Origin of the sequence: Haloglycomyces albus DSM 45210 (assembly GCF_000527155.1) — a bacterium.
In the GTDB taxonomy this organism is placed as follows: domain Bacteria; phylum Actinomycetota; class Actinomycetes; order Mycobacteriales; family Micromonosporaceae; genus Haloglycomyces; species Haloglycomyces albus.
On the sequence record NZ_AZUQ01000001.1, the window covers coordinates 1,333,318 to 1,354,237 of the forward strand.

Below are 20,920 nucleotides of genomic sequence, written 5' to 3' on the forward strand. Positions count from 1 at the left end.
CTTCTATGGCGACGTATTCGCAGGAAATTGCCATGCTGGACGAGATTGAGTTGGAAATCGTCAACGCCGTCCAGATTAATCCGCGTGCGTCGTGGACCCTGATCGGATCTGTTTTGGGGATCGACCCCGTTACCGCAGCGCGTCGGTGGAAACGGTTGACGGATTCCGGACTGGCGTGGACGACCGTTTACCCCAGTTCAGACGCACTCAAGTCGGTGCTGGTGGCCTATATAGAGGTAGAATGCGTCGCCGGTTCGGCGGATACGGTGGCCCGGCAGTTGATCGACGATCCCAAAGTCGCGTCGATCGATCACATAACCGGCTCGGCGGATGTGATCGTGACGGTATTTACCAGCGATCTTGGCGATCTCTCTCGTATTCTTCTTGAAACCCTGGGGACCATCGACGGTGTGAAAGCGACTCGGGCACATGTCGGTACCAGTGTTCACGTCGAGGGGAGTCAGTGGAAACTGCGCTCGCTCAGTGCTGATCAGCAGGATCGGCTTCGATCGAAACTACCGCGAGTGCCCGGGGTTGTGCCTCGCTCTATTGATAGACGGGATGAACCGCTGCTCAGCGAGCTTCAAAAGGACGCGCGAACCTCCTACAGCAGCTTGGCGGAGGTGATGGGCTCTAGTGTCAGTACCGTACGTCGGCGACTGGACTCGCTGATCGGTGCACAGAAGCTGATCTTCCGTTGCGAGATCGCGCAACCGCTGTCGGGGTGGCCGGTGAGCGCGACGTTGTGGTGCCGAGTCCCGCCGGCACGGGTTGACCTTGTTGCGTCGCAGGTGGCGGCCTTGCCGGAGGCACGACTGTGCTCGGTGGTGACGGGTGGCCCCGCGAATCTGTTGTTGTCGGTGTGGTTGCGCTCGGTTTCCGACACGCATTATCTACAGACGGCCTTGACCGAACGTTTTACTGAGCTCGAAGTGCTCAGCAGTGGGCTCACATTGCGTCAAGTCAAACGCATCGGACGCGTCCTGGATAAAAAGCAACATGCGGTCGGTATTGTGCCGCTTCGCATCTGGACGGATTGATGTCGGCGGCGGGGGAACACGGCTTTCCGTCTTCATGTACTCAAATGCTCGAGCTGTTGCCCCTGGATGTAGATGTCAAAGTCCTTGGTATCGCGGTCGGTATCGTCGGCGGTCCCATGGATCAGTGCCTCTTTCGTGGGTGTCATATGGACACGTGGAAATGAGTGGTGCAAGGTAAATTGGAGCCCGGATACTCCATAATGGATGAGCACGCTGGCGGATTCCGGTTTTCGACATTAAGTCAGCATGGACGACTTGATGAACACGCGGTGTTGGGCGAAAGCCCAGTCATATTGATCATTCACCGCCGTGGGGCCTCTGCCCTCCCTTTCAAAGCGGGGCGGATCTTACGTGTTGGATCGGTGGTCGCAGCGATCGTGTTGCTTTACCCGCCTGCTCAAGGTGAGTCGACCGACCGAAGCCGCGATACCGAACCAGGCGATAAGCAACCCCACGATCATCGTCCATCCTGCAATGGCGAAGTACGGTAGGTCGATCGTGACGCTCAAAACGGCCACAGCCGCGATGAGGCATCCAATGGTGGCATGAAGACGGGGATTGGACATTCGATACCTCACTTCGCTTTCCGCTCAAGAGTTCTCCAAAGGACCGACGTCCCATGCGCTTTCGATCAGCTCGCTATGTGCTTGAGCCCCTCGAGGGTAGCAATATTCGGAGTAGCTCGACCGTAGCCGGGCGCTTTCCGCTTTATAGCCGCATCGGCGGGTTGGTTGTGCAGAGGACCATGGGGATGCACTTTAACGGCAGCAAAAAGGCCTCTAACAATGTTTCCATTGTTAGAGGCCTTTGTTTTGGCCCGCCCTGAGGGATTCGAACCCCCAACCTTCTGATCCGTAGTCAGACGCTCTATCCGTTGAGCTAAGGGCGGTTACCGGCTCCTGAGGTCGTTTCCGACCGCTCGATCAGGGCCGCATTTAATATTACTCGCTTCGGAAACGCTTCTGCACTCGGGTGTGCTTTTGTGCCGTGAGTCATGACAATAGGGATGCTTCCGTGTGTTTAGGCAGGTCGCGGCCCCTAATCCAGGATCGTTTCCATGAAATTGCGCCAGGCACCCGCGATATCGTTGTCTCCACCGTCATCGGCCCGTGCGGCGGCCTTCCACACCTGCCGCTCGGCCACGCCGACCTCTTCGTTCAACAGATGCCGGTGCGCGTACTCGGTCCGTTGAGCGGGGCCGGGATACCAGTGTCCATTGGCCGCGAACAGGGCGACATAAGCGCGGTGACAGGAATCCAGGAGCAGGGCCGTACGCTCGAACGGGTCACGTTGCGAGGCGAGCTCGTCGGCGACCTTGTCGGTATCGGACTTGACGCGCTGGATCGCGTTCGGTGCCAACAGCTCGGGCAGTTCAATCGCCCGGGCTCGGTCCTGGGCCCCCGTGCCGGAGTCGTCGGCCAGGAGAATCCCCTCGGCGAACGCGGCCATGATCTGGATCGACTGCGACGACGGATACTCCCATCCGCGCCCGGCCTCCAGCTCGTCAAGGTGGTACTGGAACTCGTTCAGCGTGTAATGGATCGTACGATCCGATTCCGATTCAGGTCGCGTGTCCAGATCCCACACACAGACAAGGACGGCATCGTCTGACTCGTCGTCGCGGGTGGCCGCTCCCGTGGCATAGGCGAACGACAACGCCGGATCATTGTTGAGCGTTGCGAGCGGCCCCGTCGTCAGCCGCAGAATCGCTTGAGGAAGAGTCATAAAACCAGTGTGGCGGGCAAAGGCTCGCACGTCCAGCGTTTGTATAACCGACGACTGAAAATCTTTCGAGGGAATTGGGCGGAACGTCAGCTCGGGCCGAGAAAAAATCCTCTCAGCCCGAGCTGCGAGGAAATTCCTACAGACGTTTCAACGCGTCGGCGAAGGGTCCCAGACCCATCGAACCAAGGTTGAGCGCGTCGGTGTGGAACTGGCGCAGGCTGAAGTCGGCACCCTTGCGGGCCTCGTAATCGGCACGGGCCTTCATCCACAGGCGCTCGCCGACCTTGTACGACGGTGCCTGACCGGGCCAACCCAAGTAACGGTTGCACTCGAACCGCAGGCGGCCCTCATCGTCACGGCAGTGCGCGCGCATGAACTCGAACATCTTGTCGGCGTCCCACTGCTCGCCCGGACGCCATCCGAAGGGGTTGTCCTCGGGAATCGTCATCTCACAGTGCAGACCGATGTCGACGATGACGCGTGCGGCGCGCATGGCTTGACCGTCGAGCATCCCGAGCTTGCCGGCTGGGTCGTCGTCGTAATAACCCAGCTCCTTCATGAGGCGTTCGGCGTATAGCGCCCAGCCTTCGGCGTGGCCGGAGCTGAACATGAGCGTGCGCTGGAAGCGGTTCAGCAATTCGCTGCGGTAGACGGTCTGACCGATCTGCAGGTGGTGACCGGGTACACCTTCGTGGTAAACGGTGGTCTTCTCCCGCCACTTCGAGAAATTCGTCTGCGACCCCGGCACCGACCACCACATGCGACCCGGACGGCTGAAGTCCTCGGTCGGGCCCGTGTAGTAGATGGCACCGTCCTCAGTCGGGGCGATCATGCATTCGATGGCGCGAATCGGCTCGGGGATGTCGAAGTGCTTATCGGCCATGTCGGCGACGATTCCGTCGGCCAATTCCTGCATCCACTCACGGAACTCGTATTTGTCCTGAACGTTCTGCTCGGGGTCCTGGTCGAGATGGGCGATCGCCTCGTCGACGGTGCCACCGGGTTTGATGCGGTCGGCGGTGGCGTCCATTTCGGCTTCGATGCGGGCCAGTTCGCCCCAAGCCCATTGGTACGTCTCGTCCAGGTCGATGGACTCACCGATGAAGTAGCGTGAGGCGCGCTGGTAGCGCTCCCGCCCGGCCGCGTCCTTCTTCGGAGCGTGCGGGGCCAGTTCCTCACGTAGGAACGTCGCGAAATCGGCGGTGGCCTGGCGAGCGGCGTTTGCTCCGGCTTCCAACTCTTCTTTGAGTTCACCGGTGGGGGCCTTACCGTTGACCGTCAGGCGGCCGAGCAGGCCCTCCCAGAAATCGTCGCCGTTGGCGCCGTTCCAGTTGTCACAGTGCCGAGCGACCTCGGTGACCTGGAGGTGGGCGGCGATGCGTCCGGCGGCGGCCTCGGCGCGGAAGGTCTCGATGATCCCGGCGACGGCCTCGGGAACGGCCTGTAGACGCTTGGCGATATTGCGAACCTGGGTTTCGCCCTCCTGCGGCATGAGATCGAAGATCATCCGCACACCGTGGAGGGGGGACCCGATCACGTTCAATTCCAGATGGGCGTCCCCGGCTTCGTGGCATTCGACCTGCAGCTTGACGCGCTCCAGGATGGCTTCTTTGGCCGCGCGCTCGCGTTCGTCGGCGGGCTCGACGGCTTCCAGGTCGGCGATGAAGGTGCGAACCTTCTCGATTTCGGCTTCGCGACCGGCGGGGGAGAAGTCGTCCCACTTGTCGTCATTGGTGTTGTCCCCGAGGAAGGTGGCCTCCGTCGGGTGGGAGGCGACGTAATCGGCGACGAATTGATCGGCGATGGTATCGATTTTGCTCATGGTCATGACGATATATGAGGGGTTTTAGTGGTCGCCACCATATTTTTGTCGATATATTGAATCCATCCGCCCTGTTTTCCAAGATTAAGCAGGTCAGCGTGGTGGAGATGCATTGTGCCGGTTTCCAGGTCCGCCTGAGCGTAGCGGCGTTGGCTGTCCTGGGCTCTTTCGAACCACTCGGTGACGGCGGCTCGTTCGGCCACGTCGTCGGTCAATCCCGCCGAGACGTGAGAGAGGAAGCCGGACAGCCGATCGACCTCGTCACGCAGACGTTCGGTATTGCCCTGCACCATCCCGTCGAACAGCTGCGCCGGGCTGGCCACAACGCGAGTGGTATCGCGATACGAACCCGCGGCCAGAGTCTGTGAGACGGGATCGGCGGCGAGGTGTGCAACGGCGGCGGCGACCACGTGTTCGACGTGGGAGATGCGCGCCACGGCGGCATCATGGTGCGCGCTGCTCAAAGGGACGACGCGACTCCCGAGATCCAGTGCCAGGCGGGTAACCGCCGTCCAATCGTCGAGATCGGTGGATTCCTCCAGGCACGACACCCAGGTACGACCGTGGAACAGTCCTTTCTCGGCCGCTTCCCAGCCGGAGCGTTCCTTGCCGGCCATGGGGTGCGATCCGACGTAGCGGGATCGGCCGCGCGCCCACTGCCACGGTTGTCCTTTGATCGAGCCGGTATCGGTGACGATGCCCTGATAACCGCCGGCCGCCACGTCCTCGAGCGTCGTTTGCAAATGGGGATAGGGTACGGCCACCACCAGTAGGTCCGAGTCGAACAGGCCTACCAGGTCGGGAGTGGTCGTGGCATACGAATCAGCCGATCGTAGCGTCCACGGATTCGGGTCGTAAGCGATGACCTCGTGCGGTGAGTCGGCGAGCGCCTTGACGATCGACCCGCCGATGAGTCCCAATCCGCAGACAGCGACGCGCATTACAAGTACAGACCCGTTCCCTCGTCGTCGACCCGTTTGGAGGCGACTGCGTGAATATCGCGTTCCCGCAGCAGTATATAGCTCTTCCCGCCGAGATCGACTTCGGCTTTTTCGGCGGGGTCGAACAGGACGCGGTCTCCGGCTTGAACGGCGTGCACCAAGGGACCGACGGCTACGGCTTCGGCCCAGCCGAGGCGTTGTCCGACCGATGCGGTCGCGGGGATGACGATGCCGCCGCTGGAACGACGTTCGCTATCGGGGTCTTCGCGGACAAGCAGCCGGTCGTGCAGGAGTTGGATGGGTAGACCGGATACGGAATCTAGTGGTTCGGCATTCACGTGACCCCAGGCTACCCGGAGAGGTGGGACGTTTGCGAATTTCGCACGATTGAGACGGCTGGACATGACGTATAAAACAACGGGCTGTGCCGCAAGGTCGCCGTCGGGTCTGGACTGAGTGCTTGACGGCGGTGTGGGCGCAGTGTTTCCTTTCGGATCGTATCCCGGTACTGTACTAAATACTGCCTCTGGAAACGACTGTTGAATGGTGACTGGAATGGGACGATGGACTGAGCGCCTGCATCGAATGTGGATCGGCCTTCGCACGAACGACCCTTCGGAGCGGAAGAGTTCGAATCGTCCTCCACGCGTCACGGTGAAGGAGTTGGAGGAGGACCCTCCCGCACCGCCCTCGCGACCGTCGTCTGCGGACGACGACGCCGACGGTCGCGTTCCCACCGGCTTGCGGATCGGTGCCGCGTGGGCGTGGCGCATGGTCGTCATCGGTATTGCCGTAGTCGCTTTCCTGTGGTTTTTGGCCAAAGCCAGCATCGTGGTGATTCCCCTGGTCGTTGCCGTTCTTTTGGCGGCCATGTTCCAACCCATGGCGGCCTGGTTGATGAAACACGGCTGGAACAAGTCGCTCGCCGCCTTGTTGGTGCTCGTCACCGGGCTCGCCGCCGTGGCAGGGACCTTGACGTTCGTGGTCGACCAGTTCATCAAAGGTGTCCCCGACTTCGGTCAACAGGCGGTCGAAGGACTCAAAGAAGCACAGAAGTGGTTGGAGTCGGGCCCCTACGGCTTGGACGGCCAACAGGTCACCGCCTACCTGTCGAACGTGGAGGATTCGGTTAGCGACTGGTTCAGCGACAACCAAACCGATCTGGCGCAGAGCGCACTCGACATCGGCGGTTCGGTCGCCACCAGTCTCATCTACACGCTCACCGGTTTCTTCCTGGTCCTGTTCTGCACGTACTTCTTCCTCCGCGACGGACGGTCGATCTGGGAGTTCCTCACCGGAATGCTGCCGGCCCGTGCGGTGGAGCCGACCCGCTACGCCGGTGGTGCGGGCTGGTCGTCGATGGTGCAGTACATGCGCACCATGGTGCTCGTGGCACTGGTGGACGCCTTCGGTATCGGTCTGGGGCTGTGGATTCTGGACATCCCGCTGTGGCTGCCGCTCGCCGCGTTGGTCTTCCTCGGCGGGTTCATCCCGATCGTCGGTGCGACTGTGTCGGGTTCGGTAGCGGTCATGGTCGCCTTGATCGGAACGGACAATCCGCTGTGGAACGCCTTGTTCGTCCTTTTGATCGTCCTCGCGGTGCAGCAAATCGAATCGAACATTCTCCATCCAGTGATGATGAGCCGAGCAGTGAAACTCCATCCGCTCGCCATCGTCCTCTCGGTGACGACCGGCGGAATCCTCGCGGGTATCGTGGGAGCTTTGATTGCCGTTCCGGCTCTCGCCATGATCAACGCCTTCGTGCGCGCCCTGTCGCGCTATCGCGAGGCACACCGACACGCTGAGGAAGAGGACGTCACCCTGGAAGGGGAGGAGTCCGTCGCCCTCCGCCGAGATGAAGAGGAACAAACATCTTGACCGAAGCCAGCGCACTGACGCTTCTCGACGCCGCCGTCAAACAAACTCCCTCCGGTGAGGCGCGAGAGGGTCAACGCGACATGGCCGCCGCGGTGGAGGACGCCGCCCACAACCAGCGACACCTGATCGTGCAGGCGGGAACCGGAACCGGAAAGTCGCTCGCCTACCTCTGCGCGGCGCTCGCCTCGGGACAACGCGTCGTCGTCGCCACCGCGACCCTGGCACTACAGGCGCAGCTGGTCAACATCGACCTACCACGACTGGTCAAAGCCGTGGCACCGGTCCTGGGGCGCGAACCGTCCTTTGCGCTGATGAAAGGACGCAACAACTACCTCTGCCACGCCAAAATGTCCGGTGAGGAGGAAGAGGGCGCCACCATCTCCGGAACCGAGGAACTGCGCTGGGAAGGACAGCGTAAAGGCTTCGCCGCCCAAGTAAAACGTCTCTACACCTGGGCCAACGACACCGAAACCGGAGACCGCGACGAACTCGACCCGGGCGTGTCCGACCAAGCCTGGCGACAGGTGTCCACCTCGTCCAACGAATGCCCCGGAGCCACCAAATGCAGCTGGGGCGACGACTGCTTCACCGAAGCCGCCCGAGCCCGGGCGATGGAAGCCGACATCATCGTCACCAACCACGCCCTGCTCACCATCGACATGTTCTCCGAAAACAACATCCTCCCCGAGCACGACCTCCTCATCGTCGACGAAGCACACGAACTGTCCGACCGGGCGACCTCGGCGGCACGCGGCGAGCTCTCCCCCAGCCGCCTGGAATGGCTCGCCAAACGCTCTGCTCGGCTCCTCGGCAGCGACATCACCGACGACTTCAACCAAGCCGCCGAACAACTCCGCGACTCCATCGACGACATGGGAGAACAACGCCTCAGCGGACCACTCCCCGAAAGCCTCGACGACGCCCTCACCCTCGTCACCGCCGCCTGCAACAACGCCGACTCGGTGATCAAGGCCCTCTCCAAAGACGACAAGAATGACCTCGCCATCAGCCAAGTGCGCGCCGGAGTCGACGAGGCACGCGACTGCGCGATTCGCGCTCGCGAACGATCCGAGCAGGATGTGGTGTGGTCGCAGCCGAAGCCGGCGACGTTGGTGGCCGCGCCGTTGCGGGTGGGTGCGCTGCTGGCGGCCCGGATGTATCAGGATCGCACGGTGGTGGCCACGTCGGCGACGTTGACCTTGGGAGGGAATTTCGACACCGTCGCACGTTCGATCGGTCTGGGGATCGAGTCGGACAACGACCTGTTCGATCCTCCCGAGTGGGACGAGTTGGACGTGGGCAGCCCCTTCGACTACTCGAAGCAGGGAATTCTGTACGTGGCGGGGCATCTGCCGCGCCCGGGTAAGGCCGGTTCGGCCGACGGCTCCCACGAGGAACTCGTGGAACTCATCGAGGCCTCCGGTGGGGGTACTCTGGGGCTGTTTTCCTCTCGACGCGCCGCCGACGAGGCGGCGAGCGTACTACGGGAGCGAGTGGACTATCCGGTCTTGGTGCAGGGGGAGGAAACCCTGTCATCGTTGGTGCGGCAGTTCAAGGACGACCGCGATTCCTGCCTTTTGGGAGTGATGAGCCTCTGGCAGGGCGTGGACGTCCCCGGCGACTCCTGCCGTCTGGTGGTCATCGACCGCATTCCGTTCCCCCGCCCCACCGAACCGCTCACGGCGGCGCGCAGTGAGGCGAGCGAGAAGCGGGGACGGTCCGGCTTCATGGACGTGTCGGTTCCGGTGGCGGCGCAGCGCCTGGCACAGGGGGCCGGGCGTCTCATCCGGCGGCAGAGCGATCGCGGGGTCGTAGCGGTGTTGGATTCTCGGCTGAGCTCCCGGATGGGTTATACGAGTTATCTGCGGAATTCTTTGCCGGACATGTGGTATTCCACCGATGGGGAAAAGGTCAAATCCGCCCTCAAACGTTTGAGTAATGGATAATTATAGCGACTCCGCTTGCCCACGTGCGGAAACCGTAGGCGATAATGGCCGTTTACCCTGCGGTGACGCTGATCTGATCGATTCGACGACCATTCCGGGGTGCGTTGTTCACGCACTTGTTAACTTGATGTTCATGTAAAATTCGTTCTTGATTTGAATTGATAAGGAATTGCGCCACAACGGTTAACTCTAATTTGAGACGTATTCATGTCGATGTTACCGTCACTGTGTTATTGCCGCTTGGGTCGGCGAAAGCCTGTACAGTGAGTGGCGTCAATTCGAGTGAAAGATCGAGGTGCCTGGTGCGATTTTCCCTAAAGCCTCAGGATGATGCTTTCTACGGCTTCTTCAACGAGGCCGCAGAGAATCTCAAACGAGGAGTGACCGTTTTGGCGGAGTTGGGCGACGACAAGCCCGACTTTCAATCCATCTCCGAACGCCTGGTGGATGTCGAACACGAGAACGACGAATTGACCCACCGCCTGTTCAACAAGGTGAACACCACCTTTGTGACCCCGATGGACCGGCAGGACATGTACCTGCTGGCCGGGAAATTCGACGACGTCATCGACGAAATCGAAGCGGCCGCGAACCTGATCTACCTCTACGGCCTGTCCGACCTCCCTTCGCTGCCCCGTGAAATGATCGAACAGATCGCCGTGCTCGAAGCACAGGCCGCGCTCACCGCCGAAGCCATGCCACAGCTCAAAGGTCTGGACCCGGCCATGCGCGACTACTGGGTGGAGTGCAACCGACTCGAAAACGACGGTGACCGGGCCTACCGGATGTTGCTGGTGCGCCTGTACTCGGGCGAATACGAAGCACTGACGGTCATGAAGCTGAAAGAGGTCGCCGACATGCTCGAAGGTGCCTGTGACGCCTTCGAGCACGTGGCCAACGTCATCGAGTCCATCTACGTCAAGGAATCCTAACCTTGGATGCCGCACTGATCACCGCAATCCTCGCCATTGGCGCGGCTCTCTGGTTCTCCTTCACCAACGGGTTCCAAGACTCCGCCAATGCCATTGCCACCTCAATCTCGACACGTGCGCTGAGCCCCCGCGCGGCCCTGCTGATGGCCGCCGTCGGTAACTTCGTCGGCGCACACCTCGGGGCCAAGGTAGCCAAAACCGTCGCCGGAGGCCTGGTCGAGCTGCCATCGGGCACCGAAGGACTCCTGATCGTCGTCGCCGGTCTCCTCGGGGCGATTTCGTGGAACTACCTCGCCACGTACTTCGGCTGGCCTATTTCCGCCTCACACTCCCTGGTCGGTGGTCTGGTCGGAGCCACCATGGCCGGAGCCGGAGTCGTCTTCTGGGACGGCATCGTCAATAAAATCGTCTTGCCCACCCTCATCTCCCCCGTCGTCGGTTTCGGAGTGGGTTTCCTCGTCATGCTGGCGATCTACTGGATCTTCCGCAAAGGACACCCCGTCAAACTGAACCGAGGCTTCCGGCGCGCACAGACCGTCTCCGCCGCCGCGATGTCGCTGGGACACGGTATGCAGGACGCCGCCAAGGTCATGGGAATCATCGTGCTGGCCCTGTACGTCGGTGGATTCCAAGACAACGCCACCAACATTCCCGAATGGGTTTACATCGCCGCCGCGCTCACCCTCGCCTGGGGTACGTACGCCGGTGGTTGGCGCATTATCAAGACCTTGGGACGCAAGATCATCGACCTGAACCCGCCGCAAGGCTTCGCCGCCGAGAGCGTTGCCGCCACCGTGTTGTTCGCCAACACATGGTGGATTGGCGCACCCATCTCTACCACTCACACCATCACCTCGGCTATCATGGGTGTAGGAGCGACCGGAGGTAAGCGAGCAGTCCGTTGGGGTGTCGCCCGATCGATTGTTCTTGCCTGGGTTGTGACGTTCCCGGTTGCGGCTCTCGTCGGTGCTCTGGTATACCTGCCTATAGGCTTGTTTTCATAGTCCGGTCTAACCCCCGAGTACGGACCGTATGAATTACACTCAATGAAGACTTAACTCAGGGGGATAATGAAGAGGGGCGCTACGGCGCCCCTCTTTTTCTTTGGTGGGTGACCGCTGGGGGCTGCTGAGGCACTACGCCTTCGCGCTGTGGGGGATTCTCACGACCTGAAGGTCGCTACGAATCCTCCTCGCACGAATTCGCAGCACCTCAGCAGCCCCCAGCTCCTCTCCAGCTCTACCGCTTCTGCGCTGCGCTCGAAGCTCGCCAGTTGCGTCAGGGGTATGCGTGGTGGTCGAGTTTTCTTGAAGGTACAGGCAGCTCTACCGCCGCATACACACGCGCTTCGCGCGCTGTTGGCGGCTCGCCGGTTGTTTTATCCGTGGGAATAGTGGAGTGGTTGAGCTCTTTAGAAACCCAGAGACCTCCACCACTTTTACGCTGCGTTCGCAGCTAGCACATTGGGTTTTCTCAATTGGATGGCCGTTGTCCACGTTTAACAGTGGTTTTCCACCGAAGAGCCGGCTTTTTTCTTCACACCAAACTAGTTTCGACGGTTTCCAGTGGGATTTCGAGAACGGAATCCGCTCATATGCGGAATTCGTTCAATTGGGGTCTGAGTTGAGTTAGTTTGTCCCTATGGCGATTCAACAGTTCGGCAAATGGGACCTACGCGGGGTGTCCGACCATGCCTTGCGCCGCGCGGAGGAGTATTACACCAGCGGTTCGCGTCCAGCCCGGGCCGAACGCGCCGCCTCGGTGATTCTACTGCGAGAGGCTCCCTTGCGGGTTTACATGATGCGTCATGTGACGGGAGGACCGTTCGCGGACAGTAAGACGGCCACAGTGGTCAACCGGTACGGCTTTCCCAGCGGAATTCACAAACCCGACGACGCCGACGTCGCTTCCACCGGGGTGCGTGAGGTGGAAGAGGAGACCGGTTCCATGGTCGCGCTGCAACGTGCCTGGGCTCGCTGGCTCACCCCCGAATACGAACCGGATCGTTACGACGTCTGGATCTATGTGGCCACCCTGGCCGAAGGCTTCCAACCACGTGCCAATCCGCGTGAGCCCGAGTACGCCACCTGGCTCGGCCCCGAACAGGCTGTTTGCCAGTACGGCGGTCAGATGTCCATGCCCGAGGCGACCGCATTGGCCGAGCTCAGCAACTTCACGACCGTAGGTGAAGTCTTTGCCGCCGCTGAGCAACGACCGATGGAACCGCTCCTTCCACGCTTGAACTACAACTTCGATCCTCCTCGCCTCCTGTTGCCGGGCGAAGAGAACTATCCCGAATACGCCACCACCATCGCGGAGGCGACGTCAGGCTGGTAAGGACAGTGGACGGGAATACTGCACGTCGGTACGGACGGTCTCGAACCCTTGCGAACGATAGAGCCGAACGGCAGGTTCATTGGACTCATCGACGAACAGGGTTATCGTCTTGGCTCCACGGGCGGCCATATGACCCATTCCAGCCCAGGTGAGGATGCGACCGAGACCCGAACCCTGCACCTCGGGATCGATACCGAGAACATAAATCTCCCCGACGGGCGTCTCACCGTCTTCCGGGATCATCTTCGTGAAATGAAATCCGACGACGCCGTCGGGCCCCTCGGCCAGAATGACCCCCTCTGAATCGAACCATTCTTCCTGTTCCCGGGTGATGACGTCCTCAAAGGTCCATTGTCCCTGTTCAGGGTGTGCGGCGAAGGCGGCGGCATTGACACGCACCAGCTCGGATTCGTCGTTGCCGGGCTCGAAAGCGCGCAAGCGCATCCCGTCGGGCAGTGACAGGCGCGGACCGTTGCCGGTCGGCCAGTCCCCGGCACCTTCGGGCCAGGTGCGTGGCCAGTGGATGCGTTGGGAATCAATGCCGAGCTCAAACAGCACGCGCGAGCGTCGGAAACCTTCCGATTCGGCGACCCGTCGAGCCGATTCACCGTCGCCATGGCTCCACAATCGCAAGACCGTCGCGTTGTTCGTGGCACTGGAAACAAGGTCTTCCATAAGCCGCCGTCCGTGCCCTTGTCGGCGATATCGGGGGTCTACCGCCATCTCGGCGTTGGCCTCCCCGTCCGTCAGGGTCAACTGGGCGTAGCCGATGGTGTGGTCACTGGAGCCGATGAGGAAGTGGACAAGGTGGGGACCGGGGATCTTGGTCAAGGACAGGAGGGTTTCTTCATTGAACGGTTCGGCACCGTCGTGCTGTTGGCAGCGGGACGCGAGTGATTTGATACCGCGTACTTGATCGTCGCTGAGCGATTCAACTTGAGCCATAATTTGACTGTACTCATTTTTACAGTCGCCGACATATGAAAAGTTTCAACGGTAGTGACATTCATATGGTTGATGTGTAAAGTGTGGAACCGCTCTGGGCAGCGGCTCCACACCGGTAATTCACCCGAATCGCTCAGTGGAGTTAATTCTGATACAGACCGTCGGTGACGGCACTCCAGAGCGTTCCCGAGGCGTCGTCGTTGGTGATGTCCCAACCCCAGACTCCGGCGAGCCCCATGTCCATGGCCCAGTCGGCTTTGGCGGTGGCGCTCGTGGTGTCGTCGTAGCTCCACCAGGAATATCCGTCCCAGCAGTACGACGTGACGGCGTCGGGGTCGAATACGGTGTCAGCGCATTCCTGTGAAGCGACGCTGTAGGGCGCGGAATACATGTCCCAATTGAACTCCTCGTATTCACCACCCGGCTCGAGTTGGTCGACACCGTCATAGACGACCGCCCACGGCAGCATGGCGATGGCCAGTTTGCCGGGGTCGACGTCGTGGTCGAGGTACCAGTCCACGGACGTGGAGACGTCCAAGCCGTCGGTGGGGCTGTTGATCGCCGCGTCCGCTGAGGTGGTGGCGCTCCAATTCCCTTCGTAATGGAAGGTGACGAGATTGAAGTAGTCGACGTATTCGGCGGCACCGGCCCAGTCGGCGACTTCGAGGGCGTCATCGGGCAGTGGGTTGATCGGGCCGACGGCGGTCACCAGCTCGTCGTCACCGAAGGTCTCGCGCAACGACTGCATCAGTAGGCGAATCGAGTCGTATCCGCTTTCATCGCAGTTGCCCCACGGGTGGCAGAGGTTGGGGAACTCCCAGTCGATGTCGATTCCATCGAAGAGACCGTCCCAACGCGGGTCGTGGACGAGGTCGTAGCACGACTGTGTCCAGGATTCGAGGTCTTCCATGGCGGTGGCAAAGCCGTCGGAGTTGTTCGCACCGCCGACGGACAGCACGATGTTCAGGTGTGGGTAACGATCCTTCAACTTTTCGAGCTGACCGAACTGGCCGCGCAGTTTGTCGTCGGGAGTATCGGCGACGCCGTCCACGGCGTTTTCGGCGGGAACCATGTATTCATGGTCGAGACTCACTCCGTCTTCGTTCTCCCCGATCAGTTCGCACTCGCCGTTCTCGCCGGGAGAGGCGAACGCGTAATAGAGGTGGGTGAGGTCTTCGACGTTGCCGGATTCGATCAGGTCCTTGGGCCAGTAATCGCTCCAGTAGTTGTAGTAGGTTCCGTTGACCCGTTCCTGGCAGGGACCGATCTCCTCCCATACGTCCCAAGTCGCGGATTGAGGTTTCTGGCCCTCGGTCCACCACTGAGCGCGGTAGGCGGTGCCACGCAGGTTGACGACGTCGCCGCGCTCGTAGGCCGTATCGGCCAGCCACGGTGATTCACACCGTTCCAGCTGGAGGCCCTCGTCGTCACAGAGACCGGTTTTGAGCCAGACGCCCCATTCCTCCTCAGGGTCCGGAGTTTCACCTTGCGTCCACCAGCGAGCGCGATACTCGATTCCCTCCACATTGGCGGTGTCGCCGCTTTGGTAGACCGTATCGGCGTCCCACGGTGCGGAGCATTCGTCGGCAAGTGTGGGTTCCTCCTGTGCGGTCGCCGGGCTCGAGAGGACCAAAAGGCTCGAACCGGCCAGTGTGGCCGCAGCAGTGAAAGTGAGCAACCGTTTCAGTGACTTTCGAAGTCGAACCGTCACAGTAACCCTCCTTTCCTCGAAGTTCTAATAGGTTAGGTTATTAATCATTCAGTGCGAGGTGAGGAAAGTCAAGGTGATCAGTTGAAGTATTAAAAATGAATAGATATTGAGATCGAGTCTTTATATGGGCAGGTAAAGGAGAGCGGCACATGCGAGATGATGGAGGGGGTGAGAGAGGATTCAGTCCATAGGGGAGCGTGTTATTTGCATTGGTGCTCAGGGAAAACGGGTAATGCGGAGAATGCCGCGCAAGTCATGAAGGGAGAGGTGAGGCTCAGGTTTCTTCGGGTGGAGTCTGAGGCTTGTTTCCCTCCAATGAATCAGGCTCAGAATGGGTCCACAGTGCGTTCATCGTGGCTCGCGCGGACCGTCGTGTGGCTCGGTAGGCGCACATCGAGCATTCTTCAATAAGGAGGACACAACAGTCTTCCGGTTCAGTCCGGGCACACGCCCCCGCACTGAACCTCAACGCCACTCCCGGCATCGCTCTTATTCGGGACGACGGACTCAGCTTTTGGGTGCCACGACCGCCCGGCCCATGATCTCACCATTGTGAAGCTTCTCGTACGCTTGCGGAGCCTCGTCGATGGAGTAGGTCTCCACGTGTACGTTCACCGAACCGCTGTGCGCCAACTCGAATACCTCGATCAGTTCGTCACGCGATCCCCAGTAAGGCGAGGTGACCGACACTTCGTAGGGCAGCTTTCCGAAGCCGACGCCCAATTCACCACCGCCTAGACCAACGATCGTCACGTCGCCTTCGATGGCCGCGCAGGATCCTGCTGTCGTTACCGTGGGCGGAGCACCGACGAAGTCGAAGACGGCCTCCGCTCCCCGTCCGTCGGTCAGTTCGCGGACCTTTCCGGCCGCGTTCTTGTCCGATAGGACGGCCTCGTGGGCGCCGACTTCCTTTGCGAGCGCCAGTTTTTCCTCCGTCACGTCCATGGCGACGACCCTTGCCGACGTCATGGCTCGCAGCAGCTGGATTCCCACGTGTCCCAGGCCGCCCGTGCCGATGACGACGGCCGTGCTCCCGGGAACGAGTTTCGGCAGCGACGCCTTGATCGCGTGGTACGGGGTCAGCCCCGCGTCGGTGAGTGGCGCGGTCTTCACCGGGTCAAGCCCTTTGAGCGGTACCAGGTGTCGGGGATCATCGACGATCATGTATTCGGCCATGGCACCGGGAGCTCCCAGCCCGGGTGGGAAGATGTGCTGTTTGGCCGCGTTGAGGCAGTAGTTTTCCTTGCCCGCTGCGCATTTGCTGCAGCGACCGCAGCCCCAGGGGCCGTATACGGCCACGTCCTCGCCGGTCGCGACGCCGGTGACGCCAGGTCCGACGGCTTCGACGACTCCGGTGCCCTCATGGCCCAAGGTGAGGGGCAGCGGGAAGGAAATCTGGTCGGCGGGGAACGACATCACCGCGATGTCCGAGTGGCAGAGTCCTGCGGCGGTGACCTTCAGGAGGACTTCGCCTGGCCCAGGTTCCGGTTTGGGGAGTTCGACGACTTCCGGTGATCCGCCGACTTCGCGGTACTGTACAGCTTTCACAGCATATGTCCTTTCCTTCGGGCCTCCTCTGTTGAAAGACCAGCCATCTCAAATCTAACAGTGCGTCATGTTTTAATTACGATAATTTTCAACGCCGTTTCCTGTACCTCGGACGTGACTGCTCCGGCATCAAGTTGCTGCACTATATCGATGTTTTCGCTGGTCTTTTCCCGCTCCGCACCCAGCATCCGTCACCTCAACCTATGCGAAAAAGCCGCCTCCGGGCCTGACATACCCCTGAAACCCGCGATAGCAAGAATGCAGCTCTCCAGAGGAGGACCATTCAGAATGAGGCCTCTGTATCATAAGGGACCGCACCGTTAGTGCACCGTTAGCAGAGGCAAACAGGGGTCAACAAGGGTCAAAACCGGGCGATACAAAGAAAGCCCCGCCCCTCAATGAATGAGAGACGAGGCTCAATTTCTCCTGGTTAACCAGGATGTGTGGCGGAGGATGAGGGATTCGAACCCTCGATCGGGGATCACCCGAAACCCGCTTAGCAGGCGGGCGCACTAGGCCACTATGCGAATCCTCCAAGCTAAATCACGACGGGCTCTAGGCCACATCACGATATAACCGCCACCTACAATACCTGTTGCGGTGTGGCTCCCTCAAAGCGGGGCGTGCGAAAACTAGAGCCAGCTCACGTGGTCGGCGAGCTGGGAATAGCCCACAAACGCGACCACATCCAGAGTGAAATGCGCGATGATGAGCGGGGTGACGCGCTTAAAACGCAGATAGAACAGGGCAAAGACCGCTCCCATAATCGCATTTCCAACGAACGCACCGACTCCTTGATACAGGTGGTAGGAGCCTCGCAAGGCGGCATGTAGGGCTACAATTGTGACGGGCCGAAATGCCAGTTGTTTGAGTCGCTCCACGAGATAGGCGACTCCGACGATTTCCTCGATGAGGGCCGCTTTGGTAGCTGCCAAGAGCAGGATCGGAACGGCCCACCACACATCGTTGAGCCCGGCGGCGGAGACCGTGGCATTGAACCCCAAGGCGCGCCCCAACAGGTACAACGCTATTCCGGGGAGTCCGATGAGAGCGGCGAGACCCACGCCCAGTAGTAGGTCCCGACCAGGACGGCGACCGTCCAAGCCAATCAGCTGGAACGGATGGGGTCGATCCAAGTGAAGAAGGTGGAGCACCAATCCCACCGGGGCGAGCGCCAACAGAATCGACGCCAGCTGTCGTGTCAGATCGAGCCACGGACGTGTCTCGTCGGCGCGTGAGTTGTTCATAGATACGACTGCGTCGGTCAATCCGCCTGGGGCGGTCAAAATAGCGCCGAAGTTTATGACCGACCAAACGGCCGAGGCACCCAGCGAGAGCGCTAGAACAATGACGACTTCGCGCTTGAGGGTGCGGGGTGCGAGCTGGAGCGTGGGTTTCATGGGTATTTACAGTGCCATGGAACGTTCGTCCGGTGCCGATCTGGGGCTGCGGGAATTACGAATTAATTTCTAGTAACGGACTCGATGTGCGATATGACAACAATCCGACACGTCATGATGGAAAACGACTCAGGCGGGATGTCGCATGACAGATAATTCGGCGACGCTTTCCGGTTTGCGGCATCCTGTCCTGTGTCGGACCTTGTGCGGGCCACGCGATGTACTTTGTGATTTGAGAGCGTTGACATCCCTTTTATTGTCAAGTATTTGACAAGCCGGTCTGAGATTCAGGTAAGGTTAGGCGTACCTTAATTACCTGAGGGGAGGCTGGCTTGAGTTATTCACCGGTGCACGTCAAGCATGATGTAGAGACGGTGGACACCGCTGCCCAAGCGCTCTCGTCCCCAGCCGCCTTCCCCGTCCCGGTAATCTGTCCCAGTAACGGTGAAATGTTGGCCCCACTCCGTGACGGCGCGGATTTCCTGCGACGTCGATCGGGTACGCGGCAATTCGCGGGCATGTCCGATTGGCTCAACGAGCGGCCCATAGAGTCGGGTTGGGTCTCGGGGCGGGATCTGTTGACTCAGCCCGAACACTTTAATAACCTCTGCCAGGTCATGCGACGACTGCGAGGTGGAGCCGATCATGTTGTCGCCTCCCTCGCCTGGAAAACGTACAGCTACTGGGTGATCGCGCCTCTCATTTTGGGGTATGTGACCGCGCGCCGCATTCCGGTATTGGACGCGGACTCGTTTGAATACGCCGCCGATTCCTCCTGGGAAACCGTGTTCCACATGCGGCAGAACAGGCCCGCGGCATGGGTTCTCGACAGCGACCCCGCTCGAATGCACGAAGGTGTTCGGGTGTCCACTGGAGACTCCCATTTGTTGGAGCAGGTCCGCCAAGCCGTCTGGGACGATCATCTCGAGCCGCTGATGGCGATGATTCGTCGGCGAGTCCGACTCAGCGAGCGCCTCATGCGTGGGTCGCTGGCTTCGGCGATCGCCTATGTGACGGCCGAATTCGCCGTCATCGGAAGGGAAGCCCCGGAAGTGGTGGCCAAAACCTTCCTGGAGTTGTTCGACGTCGCGGATTTGGTGGAATTGAAGACCAACGACTACGGACGACTGGAATTTCAGCGACGCAGTTGCTGCTTGGCATTGGCTGCCGAACGTCCTGGACTCTGTTCCAGTTGTCCGGCAGCCTGAATCCGGCCGCGACGAGGCTATCCGTTCGGTGCGACTACGGCGACCGTAGGCCATATGCCGTTGAGGTGAGTTCGACGCGGTTTGGTAACCTTCTACGTGGCTTCTCACGTGAATGCTCACGGCGAGATTCGTCTGGAGGAGTCGCATAGTGGACTAGTGCAGCGGTCTTGAAAACCGCCGTAGGTTTGTAGCCTACCGTGGGTTCGAATCCCACCTCCTCCGCTGTTATTGACCCGCATCTAGCCTGTGATCAGGGGGCATAGGTGCGGGTTAATTTGTACTCCTGTATGTTACGGTGACGTGATTCAGGTTGGATTCCCCCACTTTTCCCCCACCTAAACCACTGCACTGATATTGTTTTTTGCCAGTGCAAGCTCTGCTGCTGCGGTCGTATCGCTTTCTACTTCAGGCAGTAGTCCCCCATATGTGTCTGAAGTTACTTTGATTGATGAATCGAGCCTCGATAGATCCACGCGGCACACGCCCCCGACCGCTTGGTCGGGGGCGTAATTTCTATTGGTGTAGCGGTGGCCCGGTAAACTGCCAGGTCGCCGGGCCACCAGCCCGTCCTGTGACTGCTGACCTAGGAAGAAAAGCCCAAGCAAGACGGGCGGTCCTTGTGGCGGGGTTCCCAGCGTCCCCACCTTCTGGGAACCCCACACCGATCGGAATAAGGTCTTTCGGAAAAAATCATCTGGTAGGAGGTCCAGTGCTCGGCATAGGAGATATGTCTGTGAGGAAGGAGCACGGCTAGCGAGGCTTGAGAAATATTTGACCTCGCCGATTCGCCTCCCAACTCGTAGTTCGAGTTCACCTTGAGGAGACCGAAATTCTGCCCCATCGTGATCGATATGTACCTGCCAATTCAATGCCGTACTCCACAAAGTTCGCACACAGCTTTCAGCAGCCCGTTTTTCCATTCCTCGTCGCCATTGCACCATCGGCCATACCACTCTGCGCGGTCCAGCTTGCCTGATACAACGTCGGCCCCCATCACATACGATTCGTTACCGCTAAAAACATAGAGGCGGTCTGGGATTCCTTCGAACGCTTGCAGGTCACAATCGTATGTCTGGCCCGCGAATTCGAATTGTCCATTTGAAGAAGCTAGTGTCACTCGGCCCCTATCCATTTGATAAAATTGAATACGTTGGTCGTGCTGTTTGCGGCCTTGACATATGGATTGCCCGTCTACCAATAGGATTTCGGCCATTTTGGATGACGTGCATTGCGAGCCATCCAGAGTTCGACAGAGGATCTCGACGATGCTGAAACGCGTGGGAGAACCTCGGTTTCTGTCTCCACGAAATGACTGACGTCCTTTCGTCGAATCCAGCTCTGGAGACCAGTAAGGTCGTCTTTCGAGAGGAGCGCGGAGTACTGCCAGTCAGCAATCTCCCGTGCATTGGCCTTGCTCCAGAGGATAAGCAGGAGTGCAGTTCGTACGACACATCCGAATCTGCTTGTCCACAACTGTTTGCACTGTC

The 20,920-nt window shown here is 60.0% G+C and carries 16 protein-coding genes and 3 tRNA genes; 8 read left to right on the plus strand and 11 right to left on the minus strand.

From position 1 onward, the window contains the following. Nucleotides 1–5: 5 nt before the first annotated feature. Entirely contained in the window at nt 6–1,040 is a 1,035-nt protein-coding gene (locus HALAL_RS0106250; protein ID WP_029767489.1) for an Lrp/AsnC family transcriptional regulator, read from the plus strand. Nucleotides 1,041–1,387: 347 nt separating this feature from the next. Here HALAL_RS0106250 and HALAL_RS0106260 read toward each other — a convergent pair whose 3' ends face one another. The 6 genes from HALAL_RS0106260 to HALAL_RS0106285 all read right to left on the minus strand — a co-directional run bounded on the left by HALAL_RS0106260 (nt 1,388) and on the right by HALAL_RS0106285 (nt 5,866). Beyond that, a complete protein-coding gene (locus HALAL_RS0106260; RefSeq protein ID WP_025273186.1) occupies nt 1,388–1,606 on the minus strand; it encodes a hypothetical protein in 219 nt (72 codons plus the stop codon). Between the two features lie 247 nt (nt 1,607–1,853). Continuing rightward, nucleotides 1,854–1,929: transfer RNA gene (locus HALAL_RS0106265), tRNA-Arg, on the minus strand. A 149-nt stretch (nt 1,930–2,078) separates the two neighbouring features. Further along, nucleotides 2,079–2,765, minus strand: a complete 687-nt coding sequence (locus HALAL_RS0106270) for a hypothetical protein (protein ID WP_025273187.1) — start codon at nt 2,763–2,765, stop codon at nt 2,079–2,081. Nucleotides 2,766–2,901: 136 nt separating this feature from the next. Continuing rightward, on the minus strand, nt 2,902–4,587 hold the full coding sequence (locus tag HALAL_RS0106275) for a DUF885 domain-containing protein (RefSeq protein WP_025273188.1): 1,686 nt from the start codon (nt 4,585–4,587) through the stop codon (nt 2,902–2,904). 2 nt (nt 4,588–4,589) lie between these two features. Beyond that, a complete protein-coding gene (locus HALAL_RS0106280) occupies nt 4,590–5,528 on the minus strand; it encodes a prephenate dehydrogenase (RefSeq protein ID WP_025273189.1) in 939 nt (312 codons plus the stop codon). Continuing rightward, nucleotides 5,528–5,866: a GroES family chaperonin gene (locus HALAL_RS0106285; protein ID WP_025273190.1), complete on the minus strand. Its 339-nt coding sequence runs from the start codon at nt 5,864–5,866 to the stop codon at nt 5,528–5,530. Before HALAL_RS0106285 ends, HALAL_RS0106280 begins: the two co-directional genes overlap by 1 nt. Nucleotides 5,867–6,083: 217 nt before the next feature. Between HALAL_RS0106285 and HALAL_RS0106290 the strand changes: the two genes are divergently transcribed. The 5 genes from HALAL_RS0106290 to HALAL_RS17450 all read left to right on the plus strand — a co-directional run bounded on the left by HALAL_RS0106290 (nt 6,084) and on the right by HALAL_RS17450 (nt 12,621). After that, the gene (locus tag HALAL_RS0106290; RefSeq protein WP_051462781.1) at nt 6,084–7,406 is read left to right on the plus strand and encodes an AI-2E family transporter; all 1,323 of its coding nucleotides are present in this window, start codon (nt 6,084–6,086) and stop codon (nt 7,404–7,406) included. Next, a complete protein-coding gene (locus HALAL_RS0106295) occupies nt 7,403–9,352 on the plus strand; it encodes an ATP-dependent DNA helicase (protein ID WP_025273192.1) in 1,950 nt (649 codons plus the stop codon). The genes HALAL_RS0106290 and HALAL_RS0106295 overlap by 4 nt, the downstream gene beginning before the upstream one ends. Nucleotides 9,353–9,654: 302 nt before the next feature. After that, nucleotides 9,655–10,284 (plus strand): DUF47 domain-containing protein, encoded by a 630-nt coding sequence (locus tag HALAL_RS0106300; protein WP_025273193.1) that lies wholly within the window; start codon nt 9,655–9,657, stop codon nt 10,282–10,284. Nucleotides 10,285–10,286: 2 nt separating this feature from the next. Then, the gene (locus HALAL_RS0106305; RefSeq protein WP_025273194.1) at nt 10,287–11,288 is read left to right on the plus strand and encodes an inorganic phosphate transporter; all 1,002 of its coding nucleotides are present in this window, start codon (nt 10,287–10,289) and stop codon (nt 11,286–11,288) included. 637 nt (nt 11,289–11,925) lie between these two features. Next, a complete protein-coding gene (locus HALAL_RS17450) occupies nt 11,926–12,621 on the plus strand; it encodes an NUDIX domain-containing protein (protein ID WP_025273195.1) in 696 nt (231 codons plus the stop codon). Here HALAL_RS17450 and mshD read toward each other — a convergent pair. From mshD to HALAL_RS0106340, 5 genes are all read right to left on the minus strand, one after another. Next, a complete protein-coding gene (gene mshD, locus HALAL_RS0106315) occupies nt 12,610–13,566 on the minus strand; it encodes a mycothiol synthase (RefSeq protein ID WP_025273196.1) in 957 nt (318 codons plus the stop codon). The two genes, HALAL_RS17450 and mshD, sit on opposite strands and share 12 nt — an antisense overlap. 142 nt (nt 13,567–13,708) lie before the next feature. Continuing rightward, nucleotides 13,709–15,277 (minus strand): glycosyl hydrolase family 18 protein, encoded by a 1,569-nt coding sequence (locus tag HALAL_RS0106320; RefSeq protein WP_025273197.1) that lies wholly within the window; start codon nt 15,275–15,277, stop codon nt 13,709–13,711. Between the two features lie 507 nt (nt 15,278–15,784). Then, nucleotides 15,785–16,825 carry an NAD(P)-dependent alcohol dehydrogenase gene (locus tag HALAL_RS0106325; RefSeq protein WP_025273198.1) on the minus strand — a complete coding sequence of 347 codons (1,041 nt, stop codon included), beginning with the start codon at nt 16,823–16,825 and terminating at the stop codon, nt 15,785–15,787. Nucleotides 16,826–17,269: 444 nt separating this feature from the next. Further along, a tRNA-Ser gene (locus HALAL_RS0106335) sits at nt 17,270–17,360 on the minus strand. A 97-nt stretch (nt 17,361–17,457) separates the two neighbouring features. Beyond that, a complete protein-coding gene (locus tag HALAL_RS0106340) occupies nt 17,458–18,225 on the minus strand; it encodes a CPBP family intramembrane glutamic endopeptidase (RefSeq protein WP_029767491.1) in 768 nt (255 codons plus the stop codon). A gap of 332 nt (nt 18,226–18,557) precedes the next feature. Between HALAL_RS0106340 and HALAL_RS0106345 the strand changes: the two genes are divergently transcribed. Beyond that, a complete protein-coding gene (locus HALAL_RS0106345; protein WP_156937634.1) occupies nt 18,558–19,433 on the plus strand; it encodes a hypothetical protein in 876 nt (291 codons plus the stop codon). A 134-nt stretch (nt 19,434–19,567) separates the two neighbouring features. Beyond that, nucleotides 19,568–19,655: transfer RNA gene (locus tag HALAL_RS0106350), tRNA-Ser, on the plus strand. Nucleotides 19,656–20,920 lie beyond the last annotated feature (1,265 nt).